Source organism: Enterobacter asburiae, assembly GCF_001521715.1.
GTDB lineage: Bacteria > Pseudomonadota > Gammaproteobacteria > Enterobacterales > Enterobacteriaceae > Enterobacter > Enterobacter asburiae.
On sequence record NZ_CP011863.1, the window covers coordinates 1,372,148 to 1,387,374 of the forward strand.

Genomic DNA, 15,227 nt, shown 5'->3' on the forward strand with positions numbered 1-15,227 from the left:
GTGAGGTGTCTATGTTTCTGGTAATCGCTTTTCTGGGCGGGGTAATAAGCCTGCTTAGCCCATGTACGCTCCCGGTTATCCCGCTCCTGTTCGCCGGTTTTCAGGGACAGCGACGGCATATTCTGGCCCTGCTCGCGGGGATGATCGTGATGTTCACCCTGGTGGCGATGGTCGTCACCGTCGCCAGCGCGTGGATCGCCGAGGCAACCATCGTTGGGCGCTGGATCGCCCTCGTCATTCTGGCCGCGGCCGCGCTGGCCTTAATTTTTCCGTCATTTGCCCAGCGTATTGCGGGTCCGGCCGTCAGCGCGGGAAACGTCCTCAACGCCCGAAGCGGGCAAACGCGCGGTATGGCATCGGCTTTTCTGGCCGGGCTTGCGGTGGGGCTGCTCTGGTCTCCCTGCGCCGGTCCCATACTGGGCGCCATTTTCAGCATTAATATCGCGGGCCACTCGGCCATTGCGACGGGCGCGCTGCTGGCGGCCTACGGCAGCGGATGCGCGCTGATGCTGAGCCTGCTCGTTTTAGGAGGCCGCACGCTGATGGCACCTCTAAGAGCAAAATCGGCACTGATGGAAAAGCTGCGGCAGGGGGCGGGCGTGGTGATGCTGGCGGCAGTCGTATTTAACGCGACAGGAATGACTTCGCTTCTGAAAGGAGCAAATGGCGTTACAGACCGTCTGGAGAGAACACTTTTGACGCTGGCGAAACCCACAGCCGCGCCGGTGAAGCTCCGGCCGGTGGTGATGGCAGAGCCCAGCAGCCAGTTGCCTTCGTTAAGTGGAGGAACAGGGTGGATTAACGGTGACCCTGTCACGTCTGAATCCCTGCGAGGGAAGGTGGTGTTAATTGATTTCTGGACGTGGGATTGCATTAACTGTCAGCATACGCTTCCCCATGTGAGAGACTGGGACACGAAGTATCAGTCTCAGGGGCTGGTCGTGATTGGGGTTCACACGCCGGAATATCCCTGGGAAAAGCCGCTTTCGTCGGTAAAAACCGCGGTGGAGAAATGGCAGCTGCCGTATCGGGTTGTGACGGATAACAACTATCAAATCTGGAACGCTTTCGGGAACCAGTACTGGCCAGCGCATTACTATTTTGATGCAAAAGGCCAGCTACGCTATACCGCCTTTGGCGAAGGAGATTATGCGCAGCAGGAAAAGGTCATCCAGCAACTGCTGAAAGAAGCCCGGTCATAACCCGTCAGGGCTGGCGTTGAGCCACGATAAATAGCCGCGGAAAAGCGAGCAGTATCTGCCCATTTTCCTGGAGCGGATACTGCTCTTCCAGAAGTTCATGGTAGCGTTTCAGGAAACGTTTCTGCTCGCTCTCATTCAGTTCCTGGAGCCACGGGCGCAAACCGGTGGCGCTTACCCAGTCAATAATGGCCTGGTGCGAGCTCATTTTATGGAAATAAGTTGTTCGCCAGATATCCACGTCACAGCCTGCCTCCGACAAGATGTCGTAATAGGCATGCACGCCCGGGAGAGGTTCGCGGCCGCGGTCAGGGTAGTCTTGCTCCAGCGCCACTTCGCGCATCGCTACGTGAGTGGGTTCAAGCCAGTTGTCAGGCATCTGGATCGCTAATACGCCGTTAAGCGTGAGCAAAGAAACGAGATGAGGCAGGAGATCGTAGTAGCCAGGAACCCATTGCAGCGAAGCGTTGGCATAAATCAGGCTCAGCGGCTGGCCAGGCTTGTACTGGCGGATATCGGCCTCAACAAAATGGCAGTCAGGCAATGCGGCTCTTGCTTCCTCGAGCATTGCAGGGGAGTTGTCGACCCCGGTAATGTGCGCCAAAGGCCAGCGATGCTTCAACAGCACGGTGCTGTTTCCCGGCCCGCAGCCTAAATCAGCGATGGTGGAGACCTCATCCAGAGGAATTCTGGCGAGCAGTTCAGCGGCAGGACGCGTTCTTTCCGCGCCGTATTGCAGGTAAAGAGAAGGATTCCAGTCGGCCATTTTGGTTCTCCGTTTAGCATGCTTCTGCAAGAGTAGCACAGCAGTAAGAACAGAGATAATAGGGGAAAAAATAAGAAAAAGGAAATATTACCCCTTAAATTCTTAAGGGGCAATACTTTAATTGTAATTATTTTATGATTATCGTTTTTTAATATTTTATCGGTTAAGTGCTTCTTACACTCTGTACCCGAAACTATAAATATTAGATAATCATGAGTGGATATATCCCTGGTGTTTCGTAGGTCTTTGACCTCCTGGCCACTGAGTTTCACGAGGACTTAGTGGCCGGGTACTTTTTAAGTATAAGGAATACCATGCACAATGAAAGCTGTCCTAAAAGACAGGGGATAATAGTTTCAGGTGTTATTATCAGGAATAAGAGCAATGAATTCTGTTATTGAGTTTTTTTTGCATGATTACGATGATTTACCGTCAGCATTAGCCCGCGAACTCTTTCGACTCAGGAGAAAAACCTTTCGGGACCGACTCGACTGGAAAGTTGAATGCGTGGAAGATATGGAAAAGGATCAATTTGACAACCCAAACACGACATACTTGTTGGGTATGTATGAGGGAGAATTGTTATGCGGCGCACGATTCATTAACGCGACGCATCCGACGATGATAAGCGAAATTTTTCACAATTATTTTACCGAAACCATTATTTTTCCGGCAGATGTTCCCTGCTGTGAAATTAGCCGTTTATTTTTAGATAAAGAAAGACGAGACTCCTCAAGTCTGCAGGGCGTGCCCGCGAGTAAGGCATTGTTTCTTGCGATGAATATTTATTGCATTAAGAATAAATATCGTGGAATGTACGCAGTAGTCAGTCGTGGTATGTATGCCATTTTTCGCCATGCAAACTGGAAAGTCGAAGTTATTCAACGCGGCGTGTCTGAAAAAGGGGAGGTTATTTACTATATATTTATGCCTGCCAGTATCAGCATTATTGAAGACATTATTAGCAAAGATAAATCCAGTCACTGGCTTCGCGAAATGCTGGAGCATTTACGCCACTTATAACCAGTGGCTGAGGCTCAGTCGTCCAGTAATCGTAGTTCTGTTCCAAGTTTAATTGCGTGCCTGGCATTATTCACACCGAGTTTTTTCATTACATTCCCCATATGGAATTTAACGGTGCGTTCAGCAATAGACAAAATAACAGAAATTTCTGCGTAGGTTTTCCCGGCGCTGACCCATTTAAGGATTTGTCGCTCACGTGGCGACAGAAAAACATTCTTTTTCTGTTGATGCTGGCTATACAGATTGAGTGTCTTCTGATGCAGTTGAACAAGGAAGCTTAAAAATTGTGGCCGATATTTTTCTATATCAATCCCAGAATGCTTAGGACTGATGACGGATAAGACGACAAGATTATTCAGATAATCATGCAGAGGGAAAGTCTGCCCCTGGTAGATATCATACTGGACGCTTTCGTTGAAAATACGCGTCAGGTTATATCCATCAGACAGGATGACATCACTTTCCCAGAAAAAATCTTCAACACAGCGCAAAGCCCGAATGATAACAGGGTCAATGAACTGATATTTCCTGTCGAGGTAGATATCAAACCACTCGGGGCTGTTATTGATTATCCGCATCTGTGAAGGATCTTTCTTGTTCATAATGGCGTAGGCGAAGACGATCCCTTTGAAGTCCTCAAAAAACGCGTCCAGCTCACTCTGAATTAGCGTATTGATCGTTATGTCGTTGTAATATGTATCCTTCACGTGAGTTGCTTGCCTCCTGTTCGAGTGGAGGAGCAAGTATAATATGCTTCGTTATCTGTAGCGAGTCGCATTTTAATCCAGTCAACAGATAAGACAGGCTACCTAAGCGGGCAGCCTGTCGACGTTTGGCATTTCTAAATGGCAAATGCAGATGACTCAGCGAATTGTTGACGATTTTGTCGAATCCCGAAATAGTTCACTAAATATAGTAGGCTGCGAAATTTAGGAGGTTTTCCGCTTTACATTCGAGTGCCGAACAAGCGTAACGAAGCTGATTGTCATCAGGATTTTAACCCGCAGGCTACATAATGCCTTTAAGAGCAATATGATAAAGCAGCATAATGGTTTTACCGTCGACAATCTTGCCTGTTTCAATGCCGCATAATGCCTCTTCAAGCGTCATTTCCAGCACGTCGATATCTTCTCCCTCAGCCTTGATCCCGCCGCCTTCGCCGGTTCTGTCTTTCGGCTGATACTCGGCAAGATAAAAATAGAGTTTTTCCGTGACGGAGCCTGGACTCATATAGGCTTCAAAGATTTTCTGCACGCTCGAAACCTGAAATCCTGTCTCTTCTTCCGCTTCTGCTTTTATGCGGCTTTCGGGATCCATGTTGTCCAGCAGTCCCGCCGCGGCTTCAATTAAATCGTCCTCATGACCGTTGATAAAGACAGGGAAGCGAAACTGGCGCGTCAGGATCACCGTTTTTTTCTCACGGTTGTAGAGAAGAATAGTCGCGCCGTTGCCACGGTCGTAGACCTCTCGTTGCTGTCGTTGCCATTCACCGTCACGGCGCTGCAGGTCGAAGGTGTATTTTTTAAGGTTGTACCAGCTATCTGACAGGGTTTCACTGTCAATGATGCGCACATCTGCACGTTTTGATTGCACGTTTGTTCCTCCTTACGTAGAGTAATTATCATAAACAGCATTATCGTGCAGTTTCAAGATAAAACATGCAACATCAGGAATTCATGATGCTCACCAGTCAGCGAAAACAACTGATCCTTGAAAAGCTTGGCGCCGAAGGTCAGGTCCAGTCAAAAGCACTAAGTATTTTCTTTGACGTCTCTGAAGACACCATTCGGCGTGATTTACGCGAGCTGGCGGCAGAAGGGCGTTTACAGCGTGTTCACGGCGGCGCGCTGCCGTCATCTTCTGCTGTTGCGCCATTTTCCGAACGACAGTCCGTGAAGATGGATGCAAAAAAAAGGGTGGCCCGGAAAGGGGCACAGCTGATTTCATCAGGCCAGGTGGTGATCGTTGACGGTGGCACGACAACTTCGGAGCTGATTACGTTTTTCCCTCCTGACCTGCGCATCACGGTGGTTACGCACAGTCCGAGCATCGCCCTGGGGCTTGTGGATCATCCGTCCATCGAGGTGATTCTGATCGGTGGTCGCTTGTATAAGCATTCCATTGTTGCGGTCGGCGCTGCGGCCATCGAAGGCATCGAAAATATTCATGCAGATCTGTTCTTTATGGGCGTGACCGGGATCCATCCTGAGGCGGGGCTGACAACCGGCGATTTCGAAGAAGCGTGCATCAAACGTGCATTTTCCGGCAGAGCCGCGGAGACGGTTGTCCTGGCTTCTCCGGAAAAGATCAACACAGCGTCTTCGTTTGTGATTGGCGATGTGTCATCGGTGAACACCATTATCGTTGAAGACAATACCGATAATGAGTGGATCCGCGCGGTATCGGAAAAGGGGGTATCCGTCGTGTTGACCTCAGAGAGTGACACTCTCTGATAGCCAGCCTGTGCTCACAGGCTGGCTGGCGGACTGCCTTAAGCCTCAGGAATGTTCTCAAGGGCGGTATAAACCTTCAGGCCATATTTGCGGGCGACCTCAATGTCCATATCGGCACCTTTAGACGCACCGGCAATACGATAAATGGCATCACATTTAGCTATGAGCCGGTGAGCAACGGGGTACAGCATCGCTTCACTGATTTCATCACCAACCGTTTTCGATCCTGCGGCTTTTGCCAACGGCAAAGCCAGCCATTCGCCAATGACCGGGATGTGACCCCGCTGGTAAACGGCTAATGCTGCGCTTTCGAGACGCGCCAGATTCTCATCAATGCGTGCCTGAACGCCTTCGGTTCCGCTGCGATAGGGGCCGGCAATTAAAATTAGCTGTTGTGTCATAGGTACCTCTGTCAGTGTTATTGCATGAAGTTGCACGTTTACTGCCGATACATTACGGGATTGTCGCCGCGTTATGAAATAGTTTCGTGCATTATCGTGCAAAAAGATGCATAGCAGATCATTTAATCGCTTCTGACAGAAGGGCTGAGCTACTGACTTTCCGGCGCATGGCACACCGCCTCGATATTGTGGCCATCGGGCGAGATGACAAACGCGGCATAGTAATTGTCACCGTATGACCTCAGCCCCGGCCCGCCGTTATCGCGTCCGCCGGCGCGCAGGGCGGCATGGTAAAACGCATCGACCTGCTGGCGCGTGTTGGCCACAAACGCCAGATGCAGAGGGGCTGGTTTTTCATTTGTCTGAAAAAGACAGAGCGAAACATCCCCTGAACTCATTTCGACACCGTAGTCTGGCGTGCCTTCATCGATGAGTTCTACGCCAAGCGGCTTAAGCGCATGGAGGAAGAAGGTTTTACTTTTTTCATAATCACTGACGCCGAATTTCACATGATCGAACATGGTTCCTTCCTTTATGAGTTGGAGAAATAACCAGTATAGAAGGAGAGTGGGGTCGAACATGCTAAACAACGTGTCAATGTGACAGTCATCAATTTATGCAGTCTTTCCCGATGCCGAAACGGACAAATGGCATATTTAAAACGTCAGGGTTTGAGCTGGAAAAATAGACCAATCCTGTTCTATTGTCCCGCGGTTTATATTTTTTCAACATCTCAAGTTCAATGCCGGTGCTCATAAATGTTTTTCCCTTTTTATCAAACAGGAAGAAACAAATCTTATTATCTTTGCCCGGCTCAATACTTTTACCCGACGCGTTATCCAGCGTAACCTTATAGCTAACCATATATTTTGCTTCGCCCGTTGTACTGTCCCATTGGCTTCCCTGAGACTCTTTTTGAGCGAAAATGGTTATCCCGGTGAGCTTGTCGTCATGGCTCTCTTTCTGAGCGGCCTGAGCCGTCACGGTGGCGGATAGCGCTAACGCAAGACAAATTCCTTTAGTCAGGAGACTTCGCATTTTTCTTCCTCTTCATTTTTTACATTGATCTACTATAGCTATAACGCCGTACGTTTCCGTCCAACGAACGTCCAACGCAGGTAGTCGTAAAGCCAGTTAAACAGCATCGTATAGGGCAGGAAAAACAGCACCAGACCAATCTCAATAAAAAATGCTTCAGCCACGGTCAGGTTCAGCATAACCATTGCCACAGGGATTAAGGAGATGATAAGTCCCGTTTCAAAACCAACCGCATGGATTGCGCGAACGAGAAATGTGCGCTGAAACTGATGTTTTTTCTGCAGGGAGTCAAAGAGCTTATTAAAAATAAAATTCCAGACCGTTGCGGTAAGGGCGGATATCACGGACAACGAGCCTGACTGGAGTACCGACACGTTCATCAGCCAGGCGAGTGACAGCGCGATGATAACGTTGGCCGTCACTTCAAAAATGACAGCATGGAAAACTCTCTCTTTAACACTCTTATTTAATTCAATTTCCATTTGCTTACGGCAGCGCTTTTCAAAAGCTGAAGTATATCAGATATCTTTCAACCCTTTCTAAACGTGCAGGTTATGTTAAATACAGCCCAGGCCCGCTAATGTAGAACGCACGGCCTCGGTAAGGGGGGTCTGCGGTTCATGGCCTAAAAAGGCAATCAGTTTTGAATTATCCATCTCTATTGTCTGCTCCCAGAGATATCGCATCTCCCGCATTTCACGCAGCGTGGTGTTAAACGGACTCATTGCAGAGACCAGCCACCACGGAAATGACTTCACCTTCGCCTTAATACCGGCATGCTCCGCGACGTGCTTTATGGCTGTGGTCATCGTTGTCCCATCAGGATCCCAGTGACCACGCATATGGAAACAGGAAAACGCTTCGAGTTCATCCCGCCGCGCCAGCAGTGCCGCAACGGTTTCGGCGACATCCGGCAGATAAGCCCACTGATGTCCTGCGCCGGTTTGCCCGGGATTTTTAATGACCTTCGGTGGATGCCCCGGTTTTACCAGTCCCTGTGAAAACCAGTTGTTGCCTGCGAGGGGACCAAAAAAGTCGCCCGCCCGTAAAATGAGCACCTTACCGCCACGCTGAGCATAGGCTGAGAGCGCATTCTCCATTTGCACGCGTATGGCTCCTTTTCGGGTAATTGGATCCTGAGGGGAATCCTCGCGTAAGAGGGGAAAAGCATCAGGACCGTAGTTATAAATCGTGCCCGGCAGAACGATTAATGCACCGTTTCGCTCCGCTGCGTTGATGGTGTTATGCAGCATGGGTAAAACCAGCTGTTCCCAGTTTCGATAACCCGGCGGGTTAACGGCATGGACAATCACGCTGCATTCTGACGCCGCTGCCTCAACCTGTTCAGCATTCTGCGCATCGCCGCTTATCCACGTCATGCTTTCGTTGAGATCGTCATGTTGAGGGGCGCTGCGGCGCAATGCCCGAACATCCCATTCATCACGGATCAATTTACGGGCAATTTCGCCACCGATCCCACCGGTTGCGCCCAGTATCAGTACCTTATTTGTGCTTTTCATCGTCTGGCCCTTATTGGATATCTGCTTGACATCTTAGCGGCCACACGGGCTAAATGTAATTGCATAATATAAGCCAGCAGGTATGCATATTTGTATGAAGCTAAATATTCCGTGGGAATGGTATCGCACCTTTTTGGCCGTGATGAAGGAAGGGTCACTGTCAGGAGCCGCTCGCAGGCTTGCCATTACTCAGCCAACCGCCGGACGGCATATTGCTGCGCTGGAATCAGCCCTGGGGCTTGTTTTATTTACTCGTTCGCAGACGGGATTGCAGGCCACGGATGCAGCCGTTGAGCTGAAGGGTCATGCTCAGGCGATGGAAAATACGGCCATGATGATTGAGCGGTCGGCTGCCAGTTTCAGCTCCGACGCAACCGGATTGCGGGGCGTGGTGCGCGTCGCCGCCAGTGAAATCATCGGAACGGAGGTTCTGCCTCCCGTGATTGCACAGATAAAGGAAGAATATCCGCAAATAACCGTTGAACTGGTTCTGTCTAATCGAGTTCAGGATTTACTGAATCGGGAGGCGGATATTGCCGTACGCATGGCGACGCCGGTGCAGGAGCAACTGATTGCACGTCGGATGGGCAGGGTTGAAATAGGTCTGCATGCCGCGCCAGCATATCTGTCACGGCGTGGTGCTCCGGAAAGTATTGATGAGTTATTAACCCATACGCTTGTCGGTTTCGATAATTTAACGCCCTTTATTTTACAGGCGCTTAAACAATACCCACAGCTAAACCGCGATCTGTTTACCGTTCGGACCGACAGCGATATTGCACAATTAAACCTTATTCGCGCAGGGGCCGGTATCGGAATGTGTCAGGTACAACTGGCAGATTTTTCTCCGCCGTTGCAGAGGATAATGCCTGATTACTTTGCGTTTCATCTGGACACCTGGCTGGTGATGCATGAGGATTTACGCCACAGCCAGGCCTGTAAAACGGTGTTTGATTTTCTTGCTGAGGGTTTACAGGCTTATATCAACAGGGCAAAACGGTAAGCCATGCACTGTGAGATGATCAGCGTGACGATAGCAGCACTTGAGAAGACACACTCAGAGGCCATCAGCAACCAACGATGCCCATAAGATGCCAGATTTCTTCTGATTTCATATTGGTGCACATAATGTATATTATGTTAAATCACCTACTGTGGTAAATAAGTTCATAAGACACTCCCACTAACTTATAAATCAATACGTTAGGATTTCTGATCTCCCTCTCGTTTGTAGGCGCTGTCCTGGTATGTAAAATCCAATGACGATTACGCCCATCTGTGAAAAAAACTCACAACACCATTCGATGACGCATGCTGGTTCCCTTCATGTCAGTGCAATACCCTGTCACACACAGAATTGCTGGCAATAAAAGAAGGAACACAGAATGAAGTATGTGAATCTGGGTCGTAGCGGTTTGAAAGTCTCCCGTCTTTGCCTCGGTTGTATGAGCTATGGTGAACCTGAACGTCTTCCTCAACCCTGGTCCCTGGATGAAAAGGCGTCACGTCCGCTCATTCGTCAGGCGCTTGAAGCGGGCATTAATTTTTTTGATACCGCGAATATCTACTCGGGCGGAAGTTCTGAAGAGATCACTGGAAAAGCACTGAGAGAAATGGCCAGACGCGATGAGATCGTTGTGGCGACAAAGACCTTCTTTCCGTGGCGCAACTCACCCAATACCGGGTTTCTTTCCCGCAAAGCCATTTTTCAGTCTATTGACGATAGCCTGATGCGCTTAGGTATGGATTATGTGGATCTCTTTCAGATTCACCGCTTTGACCACTCCACGCCTGTTGAAGAGACCATGGAGGCTCTGCATGACCTCGTTAAATCAGGAAAAGTACGTTACATCGGCGCATCATCTATGGAAGCCTGGCGCTTTGCAAAAATGCAGCATACGGCAGAGCGTAACGGCTGGACCCGATTTATTACGATGCAACCGCAATACAATCTGCTTTACCGGGAAGAAGAGCGCGAGATGTTGCCCCTGTGTGAAGACCAGGGCGTGGGTGTGATCCCCTGGAGTCCGATGGCACGCGGCAGGCTCACGCGCGACTGGAGTGTCACGTCCCGACGAACGCAAAACGATGCCTTTGCGTTAAAAATGTATGAGAACGCAGCCCTTCTGGATAAGCCCGTTATTGATATTGTTGCCAGCATTGCTGAAAAGCACCATGTGCCAAGAGCCCATGTTGCAATTGCCTGGTTGCTATCAAAAACGGTCATCACAGCACCGATCATCGGCGCGACGAAACCAGAACATCTTTCCACGGCTATCAACGCGCTGGACTTTTCACTAAGCGATGACGAAATCATGGAACTCGAGGCACACTATCTGCCACACCCCGTCGACGGGATCATTCCCCCGCTTCCGGATACGCCACCTTCACTCACGCCGCCTTCAGCAATACAGGACTGTTAATGCCCTACCCTGGCCCGGCGTTGCCGGGTCCCCCAGGACACTCATGTCCGGTCACTGATGTGAAAAGGGAAGCGGTGCCGGCGCGAATGCGCCCGATCGAAAAATCATCGCTCCACCAGGTTCGTTCCCGCTGTTGGTGACAATGAACAACTCGTGATGTCCGGGTCGGATCGCCAGGCTTGTCGATTTAAGATTACGACCTTTGTCGCGGTCAGGCAGCACAATTTGCCCAATCGGCAGTCCGTTGCGGTTGAAGACCATGACGCGCCCCTGGCCTGAGATGGCCACATATATATTGCCTTCGCTGTCGACACGGGCCCCATCTGGAGCCGGCCCGGTGAACTGATAGGTAACAACCGAACCAAAGGGGGCAATCGTGGTGGCGTCTGACAATCTTACGCGATGAAGCCTGTTTTTAGCGTGTTCTGTGGCCCATATCTGAGAGCCGGCGGAGTCAATCGCTATGCCGTTCCCGACCGCGAGTCCAGGCAGGATGGTATGAATTGACCCGACGTTGGGACTAACGTAGAACACCCCACCCTGTGGATCGGCTGAATTTCCCCGGCTGTCAGTAAAATAAAATCCGCCCTGATTATCAAAAACCAGGTCGTTGACAAGAAATCCAGCATCAGGAGCAACAACCATCTGCTCACGGGTGCCGTCGGGTTCGATAGCCCGGACTGAACCTCGCTGCATATCGCCCACCGACGCAATAAAGATCCGTCCATCTTTGTGTACCGCCAGGCCGGAAGCACCGAATGTATTCTCCTTAAGGACAATGGAAAGCTGCCGCTCCGGGGTGAGCTTAAACACGCGTCCCGTCACCACATCAACAAACAGCAGGTTATTGTTCCGATCGAACACAACCCCTTCGAGCACGAGCGACGCCTCTGAAACGCTGAAGTACGGCTGGGCCTCCACGGTCTGAAGAGAACGCTCGCAGGGCGGTATGGGGACGGCACTGCGCGTAAGCGCGTTATGATTTAGTCCATTCATGTGGTTTATCCCCGGCAATAGCACTGAGGGAGACTTTACCTGCAGTCTCCCTGTAACAGCAGGTATTAATTTTTATCAAACTGACTTTCGGTAAACGGATCGGCGCGACCGCCCTGCAATGGGATTTTGGCAAGCGCCGCATCGATTTCGCGTAGCTCGCTGTCCGTCAACCGGACTTGCGGTGCACCGCTATTTTCTATCAGGTGCGGATATTGCGTCGTACCCGGGATGGGGACTATCCATGGCCGCTGAGCCATCACCCAGGCCAGCGCGAACTGAACCGGAGTGGTGTTTTTGCGGCGGGCCCACGATTGCGCAAATTCAAGCAGTACCATGTTTTTGGCAAGGGCATCGGGCTGGAAGCGTGGCAGGTTATGCCGCCGATCTGTGCTGTCGAACCGCTGGCTTGGATTGACTGCCCCGGCAAGGAAACTCCGGGCGGTCGGGCAGTAAGGTACAAAGCCGATACCCAGCTCTTCGAGCGTTGGAAATATCCGCGTCTCCGGTTCACGCCACCACATGGCATACTCACTCTGTACTGCAGTCACAGGGAGTACCGCATGTGCGCGGCGGATTGTCCTGGCACTCGCTTCCGACAATCCCCAGTGTTTCACTTTACCCTCCTGGATCAACGCCTTCACGGTTTCCGCCACATCCTCAATCGGCACATTCGGATCGGGGCGATGCTGATAAAGCAGATCGATGTGGTCCGTTTTCAGACGCTTCAGCGAGCCCTCTACGGCGCGGCGGATATGGTCAGGATGGCTGTTAAGGGAGGTTGGCTTCCCCTCCTCCACGCCGAAACCGAACTTAGTGGCAATCACCACACGATCGCGAACAGGGGCCAGTGCTTCCCCGACAAATTCTTCACTGAGATGGGGGCCATACACCTCGGCAGTATCAAAGAACGTGATGCCTTGTTCGAAGGCGGCCCGGATGAGCGAAACCATGGCTTTACGATCGCGCGGACCACCGCCGTAATACCCCACCATAGGCAGACACCCGAGTCCCATGCTTGAAACCTCCAGCGAGCCGAGTTTACGTGTGGTTAAGGTCTCCTTCTGGACGGGAACAGCATCCGAAGGGGCGCTCGACGTGTCCTGACCAGCCGGGTTCGCCATCACTGCTCCGCTCCTGCCAAGGGTGGTAGCGGCCAACGCCAGACCGGCGCCGGCGATCAGAAAATTGCGACGATCCCGGGAAGCGGGTACGGAAGCAGAATGCTGGTCATGCATCATCTTGCTCATAAACTGGAACTCCCTATAGCGTAGAAAGGATTCATTAATTTGGTCATTACCAGGCATAAGCCTGGGGCGCTTCTCCCCCGGGTCCGGGCCAGATTTCGTCGAGATAGCTCATGGTGTCGTCTGATAGCGTGATTGTCGTTGCGTGAAGCGCCTCCCGGAGTTGTTCCGCCGTACGAGGCCCGATAAGTGGAGCAGTAACGACAGGATTCTGCAGGAGCCACGCAAGCGCCACATCGGAAGGGGTTTCGCCGAGGTCCTCACATAATCCTTCGTAGGCTTCCAGCTGCGGACGATACTGTTCGATTAAACGGGCAAACGCGGGCCTCGCACGGCGCCCGCTTGCCATCTTTTTCAGTACGCCGCCAAGCAACCCTCCGGCAAGTGGGCTCCAGGGAATCAGTCCCAGGCCAAAATGACGGCATGCGGGAATGACCTCCAGCTCAACAGTTCGGGCAGTCAGATTGTAGAGACTTTGCTCAGCAACCAGGCCCAGGGAATGACGGGCCGTGGCCACTGACTGCGCAGTCGCAATGTCCCAGCCTGCGAAATTGCTGCTACCGATATAAAGCACTTTTCCCTGCTGAACAAGGAGCTCCATGGCCTGCCAGACCTCTTCCCATGGTGTATAACGATCGATGTGATGCATCTGATAGACGTCAATATGGTCGGTCTTAAGCCGTCGCAAACTATCCTCGCAGGCCTTGCGAATATGGTAAGCAGAAAGACGGCGATCGTTCGGACCTGGCCCCATAGGCTGATAGGCTTTCGTCGCCAGAACGATACGGTCACGGCGGCCACCCTGCTGGAGCCAGCGACCAATAATCTCTTCAGACAGCCCCGACCCTTGCTGGATATCGGGTGATTGCTCAGTGCCATACACGTCTGCTGTATCAATGAAATTCATACCCGCCTCAAGCGCTTCATCCAGAATGCGGGCGCTGGTTTTCTCGTCGGTGACGTCACCAAAATTCATGGTTCCGAGACAAAGGCGGCTGACTTTCAGGCCGGTGCGGCCAAGATGCGTATAGTTCATACACGGCTCCGTTAGGTGAATGTTACGCCCTGACCGACGGCCAGAGCGCATAATTTTCAAGAATAACGAAGCACAACGTGTTCAGTGAGAGGCGATGAGTGGATGGACTTGTGAAATAAATTCAGCAACGGATTAGCGCTAATCGGTCTATGGTGTATATCATTTCCGTATCAATACATTCGGGCCTTAACGCACAAGGAAAACGATTCTGTATGCAAATAAGCAGAGCTGATGTCGCCGATCTCATTTATTTCATGGCTATTGCACGTCATCGCAGTTTCAGTCGTGCGGCGATTGAATTAGGTGTCAGTGCATCAGCGCTTAGTCATGCCCTGAAGGGACTGGAAACCCGGCTCGGGGTTCGCCTCCTTAATCGCACGACCAAGAGCGTTACCCCTACGGTTGCAGGTGAAGAACTGGTTCAGTCTGTCCTTCAGCCTTTCGACAAGATAGAAGGCGCGCTTGAATCGCTTAACCGGTATCGTAATACCCCTACCGGACGTATCCGCATCAATGCTGCCGTTGAAGCGGCCAATCTTTTGCTTGCGCCGGTCATACCCGCGTTTATGGATCGCTATCCCGATATTGAAATCGATATTGTGGCCAGCAACCGTATGGTTGACGTCACTGATGCGGGCTTCGATGCCGGTATCCGCTATGGTGGCACCGTTCCGGAAGACATGGTTGCCCGGCGTTTATCTGCCGATATTCGCTGGGTTATCGCAGCATCCCCCGGTTACCTGGAACGCTACGGAACGCCTGAACATCCGGATGATTTATTGCACCATCGCTGTATTAGCAATCGCCTCGGCGACGATCGGATTTATCGCTGGGAACTTGAGCGAGATGGCGAAACGTACCAAATCACTGTGCCTGGCTCAGTGACGGTCAACCAGGCTGAAACGGGTCTTGTGGCCGTATTAGGCGGGGCCGGCCTGATGTATTTTCCGGAGCCTCTTGTTGCACCCTATGTGAAGGATGGACGGCTCCGCCTGGTGCTTACGGAATGGTCCCCGCTGGAGGAAGGTTTTCATATCTATTATTCAAGCCGCCGGCAACTGCCGACCGGGCTTCGCCTTCTGATTGAGTTCATACAGGAGGCCAGGCCGCTGGGGTTGTGACATAGCG

At 51.4% G+C, this 15,227-nt stretch carries 17 protein-coding genes; 6 read left to right on the plus strand and 11 right to left on the minus strand.

Annotated elements, in window-relative coordinates:
• Positions 1-11 precede the first annotated feature (11 nt).
• The gene (locus tag ACJ69_RS06850; protein ID WP_059346741.1) at positions 12-1,202 is read left to right on the plus strand and encodes a cytochrome c biogenesis protein/redoxin; all 1,191 of its coding nucleotides are present in this window, start codon (positions 12-14) and stop codon (positions 1,200-1,202) included.
• Between the two features lie 4 nt (positions 1,203-1,206).
• Here the strand turns inward: ACJ69_RS06850 and tam are convergent, their stop codons facing one another.
• Entirely contained in the window at positions 1,207-1,965 is a 759-nt protein-coding gene (gene tam, locus ACJ69_RS06855) for a trans-aconitate 2-methyltransferase (RefSeq protein WP_059346742.1), read from the minus strand.
• A gap of 384 nt (positions 1,966-2,349) precedes the next feature.
• Here tam and ACJ69_RS06860 point away from each other — a divergent pair, with 384 nt between their 5' ends.
• Positions 2,350-2,988, plus strand: a complete 639-nt coding sequence (locus tag ACJ69_RS06860) for an acyl-homoserine-lactone synthase (protein WP_054829721.1) — start codon at positions 2,350-2,352, stop codon at positions 2,986-2,988.
• Positions 2,989-3,002: 14 nt separating this feature from the next.
• Here ACJ69_RS06860 and ACJ69_RS06865 read toward each other — a convergent pair whose 3' ends face one another.
• Positions 3,003-3,695, minus strand: a complete 693-nt coding sequence (locus ACJ69_RS06865; protein WP_029741270.1) for a helix-turn-helix transcriptional regulator — start codon at positions 3,693-3,695, stop codon at positions 3,003-3,005.
• Positions 3,696-3,996: 301 nt separating this feature from the next.
• The gene (locus ACJ69_RS06870; RefSeq protein WP_059346743.1) at positions 3,997-4,581 is read right to left on the minus strand and encodes an NUDIX domain-containing protein; all 585 of its coding nucleotides are present in this window, start codon (positions 4,579-4,581) and stop codon (positions 3,997-3,999) included.
• Positions 4,582-4,667: 86 nt separating this feature from the next.
• On the opposite strand from ACJ69_RS06870, the gene ACJ69_RS06875 reads away from it, so the two are divergent.
• The gene (locus ACJ69_RS06875; protein WP_054829720.1) at positions 4,668-5,441 is read left to right on the plus strand and encodes a DeoR/GlpR family DNA-binding transcription regulator; all 774 of its coding nucleotides are present in this window, start codon (positions 4,668-4,670) and stop codon (positions 5,439-5,441) included.
• 38 nt (positions 5,442-5,479) lie between these two features.
• Here the strand turns inward: ACJ69_RS06875 and ACJ69_RS06880 are convergent, their stop codons facing one another.
• The 5 genes from ACJ69_RS06880 to ACJ69_RS06900 all read right to left on the minus strand — a co-directional run bounded on the left by ACJ69_RS06880 (position 5,480) and on the right by ACJ69_RS06900 (position 8,400).
• Complete coding sequence (locus tag ACJ69_RS06880; RefSeq protein ID WP_029741273.1) at positions 5,480-5,842, minus strand: TIR domain-containing protein; 363 nt, start codon at positions 5,840-5,842, stop codon at positions 5,480-5,482.
• A gap of 149 nt (positions 5,843-5,991) precedes the next feature.
• Positions 5,992-6,363 carry a VOC family protein gene (locus tag ACJ69_RS06885; protein WP_029741274.1) on the minus strand — a complete coding sequence of 124 codons (372 nt, stop codon included), beginning with the start codon at positions 6,361-6,363 and terminating at the stop codon, positions 5,992-5,994.
• 88 nt (positions 6,364-6,451) lie between these two features.
• Entirely contained in the window at positions 6,452-6,880 is a 429-nt protein-coding gene (locus tag ACJ69_RS06890) for a DUF4354 family protein (RefSeq protein WP_029741275.1), read from the minus strand.
• 38 nt (positions 6,881-6,918) lie between these two features.
• Positions 6,919-7,362: a PACE efflux transporter gene (locus tag ACJ69_RS06895; protein ID WP_054829719.1), complete on the minus strand. Its 444-nt coding sequence runs from the start codon at positions 7,360-7,362 to the stop codon at positions 6,919-6,921.
• Between the two features lie 75 nt (positions 7,363-7,437).
• Positions 7,438-8,400 carry an NAD(P)H-binding protein gene (locus tag ACJ69_RS06900; protein WP_059346744.1) on the minus strand — a complete coding sequence of 321 codons (963 nt, stop codon included), beginning with the start codon at positions 8,398-8,400 and terminating at the stop codon, positions 7,438-7,440.
• Between the two features lie 94 nt (positions 8,401-8,494).
• Here ACJ69_RS06900 and ACJ69_RS06905 point away from each other — a divergent pair, with 94 nt between their 5' ends.
• Together ACJ69_RS06905 and ACJ69_RS06910 are read left to right on the plus strand one after the other, a co-directional pair.
• Positions 8,495-9,403, plus strand: coding sequence for a LysR family transcriptional regulator (locus ACJ69_RS06905; protein ID WP_054829718.1), 909 nt, complete (start codon positions 8,495-8,497; stop codon positions 9,401-9,403).
• 382 nt (positions 9,404-9,785) lie between these two features.
• A complete protein-coding gene (locus tag ACJ69_RS06910) occupies positions 9,786-10,823 on the plus strand; it encodes an aldo/keto reductase (protein ID WP_059346745.1) in 1,038 nt (345 codons plus the stop codon).
• Between the two features lie 51 nt (positions 10,824-10,874).
• Here ACJ69_RS06910 and ACJ69_RS06915 read toward each other — a convergent pair whose 3' ends face one another.
• The 3 genes from ACJ69_RS06915 to ACJ69_RS06925 form a co-directional block, all read right to left on the minus strand.
• Complete coding sequence (locus ACJ69_RS06915) at positions 10,875-11,819, minus strand: SMP-30/gluconolactonase/LRE family protein (protein ID WP_054829738.1); 945 nt, start codon at positions 11,817-11,819, stop codon at positions 10,875-10,877.
• A 65-nt stretch (positions 11,820-11,884) separates the two neighbouring features.
• Positions 11,885-13,066 (minus strand): aldo/keto reductase, encoded by a 1,182-nt coding sequence (locus tag ACJ69_RS06920; protein ID WP_059347817.1) that lies wholly within the window; start codon positions 13,064-13,066, stop codon positions 11,885-11,887.
• Between the two features lie 46 nt (positions 13,067-13,112).
• Positions 13,113-14,099 carry an aldo/keto reductase gene (locus tag ACJ69_RS06925; protein WP_059346746.1) on the minus strand — a complete coding sequence of 329 codons (987 nt, stop codon included), beginning with the start codon at positions 14,097-14,099 and terminating at the stop codon, positions 13,113-13,115.
• Between the two features lie 212 nt (positions 14,100-14,311).
• Between ACJ69_RS06925 and ACJ69_RS06930 the strand changes: the two genes are divergently transcribed.
• On the plus strand, positions 14,312-15,220 hold the full coding sequence (locus tag ACJ69_RS06930; RefSeq protein WP_059346747.1) for a LysR family transcriptional regulator: 909 nt from the start codon (positions 14,312-14,314) through the stop codon (positions 15,218-15,220).
• The last annotated feature ends 7 nt before the right edge of the window (positions 15,221-15,227 follow it).

Excerpts from the sequence above, each read along its gene's own strand:
- tam (WP_059346742.1), bottom strand. The coding sequence starts at position 1,965 with ATGGCCGACTGGAATCCTTCTCTTTACCTGCAATACGGCGCGGAAAGA.
- ACJ69_RS06875 (WP_054829720.1), top strand. The coding sequence starts at position 4,668 with ATGCTCACCAGTCAGCGAAAACAACTGATCCTTGAAAAGCTTGGCGCC.
- ACJ69_RS06915 (WP_054829738.1), bottom strand. The coding sequence starts at position 11,819 with ATGAATGGACTAAATCATAACGCGCTTACGCGCAGTGCCGTCCCCATA.
- ACJ69_RS06850 (WP_059346741.1), top strand. The coding sequence starts at position 12 with ATGTTTCTGGTAATCGCTTTTCTGGGCGGGGTAATAAGCCTGCTTAGC.
- ACJ69_RS06905 (WP_054829718.1), top strand. The coding sequence starts at position 8,495 with ATGAAGCTAAATATTCCGTGGGAATGGTATCGCACCTTTTTGGCCGTG.
- ACJ69_RS06900 (WP_059346744.1), bottom strand. The coding sequence starts at position 8,400 with ATGAAAAGCACAAATAAGGTACTGATACTGGGCGCAACCGGTGGGATC.
- ACJ69_RS06885 (WP_029741274.1), bottom strand. The coding sequence starts at position 6,363 with ATGTTCGATCATGTGAAATTCGGCGTCAGTGATTATGAAAAAAGTAAA.
- ACJ69_RS06920 (WP_059347817.1), bottom strand. The coding sequence starts at position 13,066 with ATGAGCAAGATGATGCATGACCAGCATTCTGCTTCCGTACCCGCTTCC.
- ACJ69_RS06930 (WP_059346747.1), top strand. The coding sequence starts at position 14,312 with ATGCAAATAAGCAGAGCTGATGTCGCCGATCTCATTTATTTCATGGCT.
- ACJ69_RS06910 (WP_059346745.1), top strand. The coding sequence starts at position 9,786 with ATGAAGTATGTGAATCTGGGTCGTAGCGGTTTGAAAGTCTCCCGTCTT.
- ACJ69_RS06860 (WP_054829721.1), top strand. The coding sequence starts at position 2,350 with ATGAATTCTGTTATTGAGTTTTTTTTGCATGATTACGATGATTTACCG.
- ACJ69_RS06880 (WP_029741273.1), bottom strand. The coding sequence starts at position 5,842 with ATGACACAACAGCTAATTTTAATTGCCGGCCCCTATCGCAGCGGAACC.
- ACJ69_RS06890 (WP_029741275.1), bottom strand. The coding sequence starts at position 6,880 with ATGCGAAGTCTCCTGACTAAAGGAATTTGTCTTGCGTTAGCGCTATCC.
- ACJ69_RS06895 (WP_054829719.1), bottom strand. The coding sequence starts at position 7,362 with ATGGAAATTGAATTAAATAAGAGTGTTAAAGAGAGAGTTTTCCATGCT.
- ACJ69_RS06925 (WP_059346746.1), bottom strand. The coding sequence starts at position 14,099 with ATGAACTATACGCATCTTGGCCGCACCGGCCTGAAAGTCAGCCGCCTT.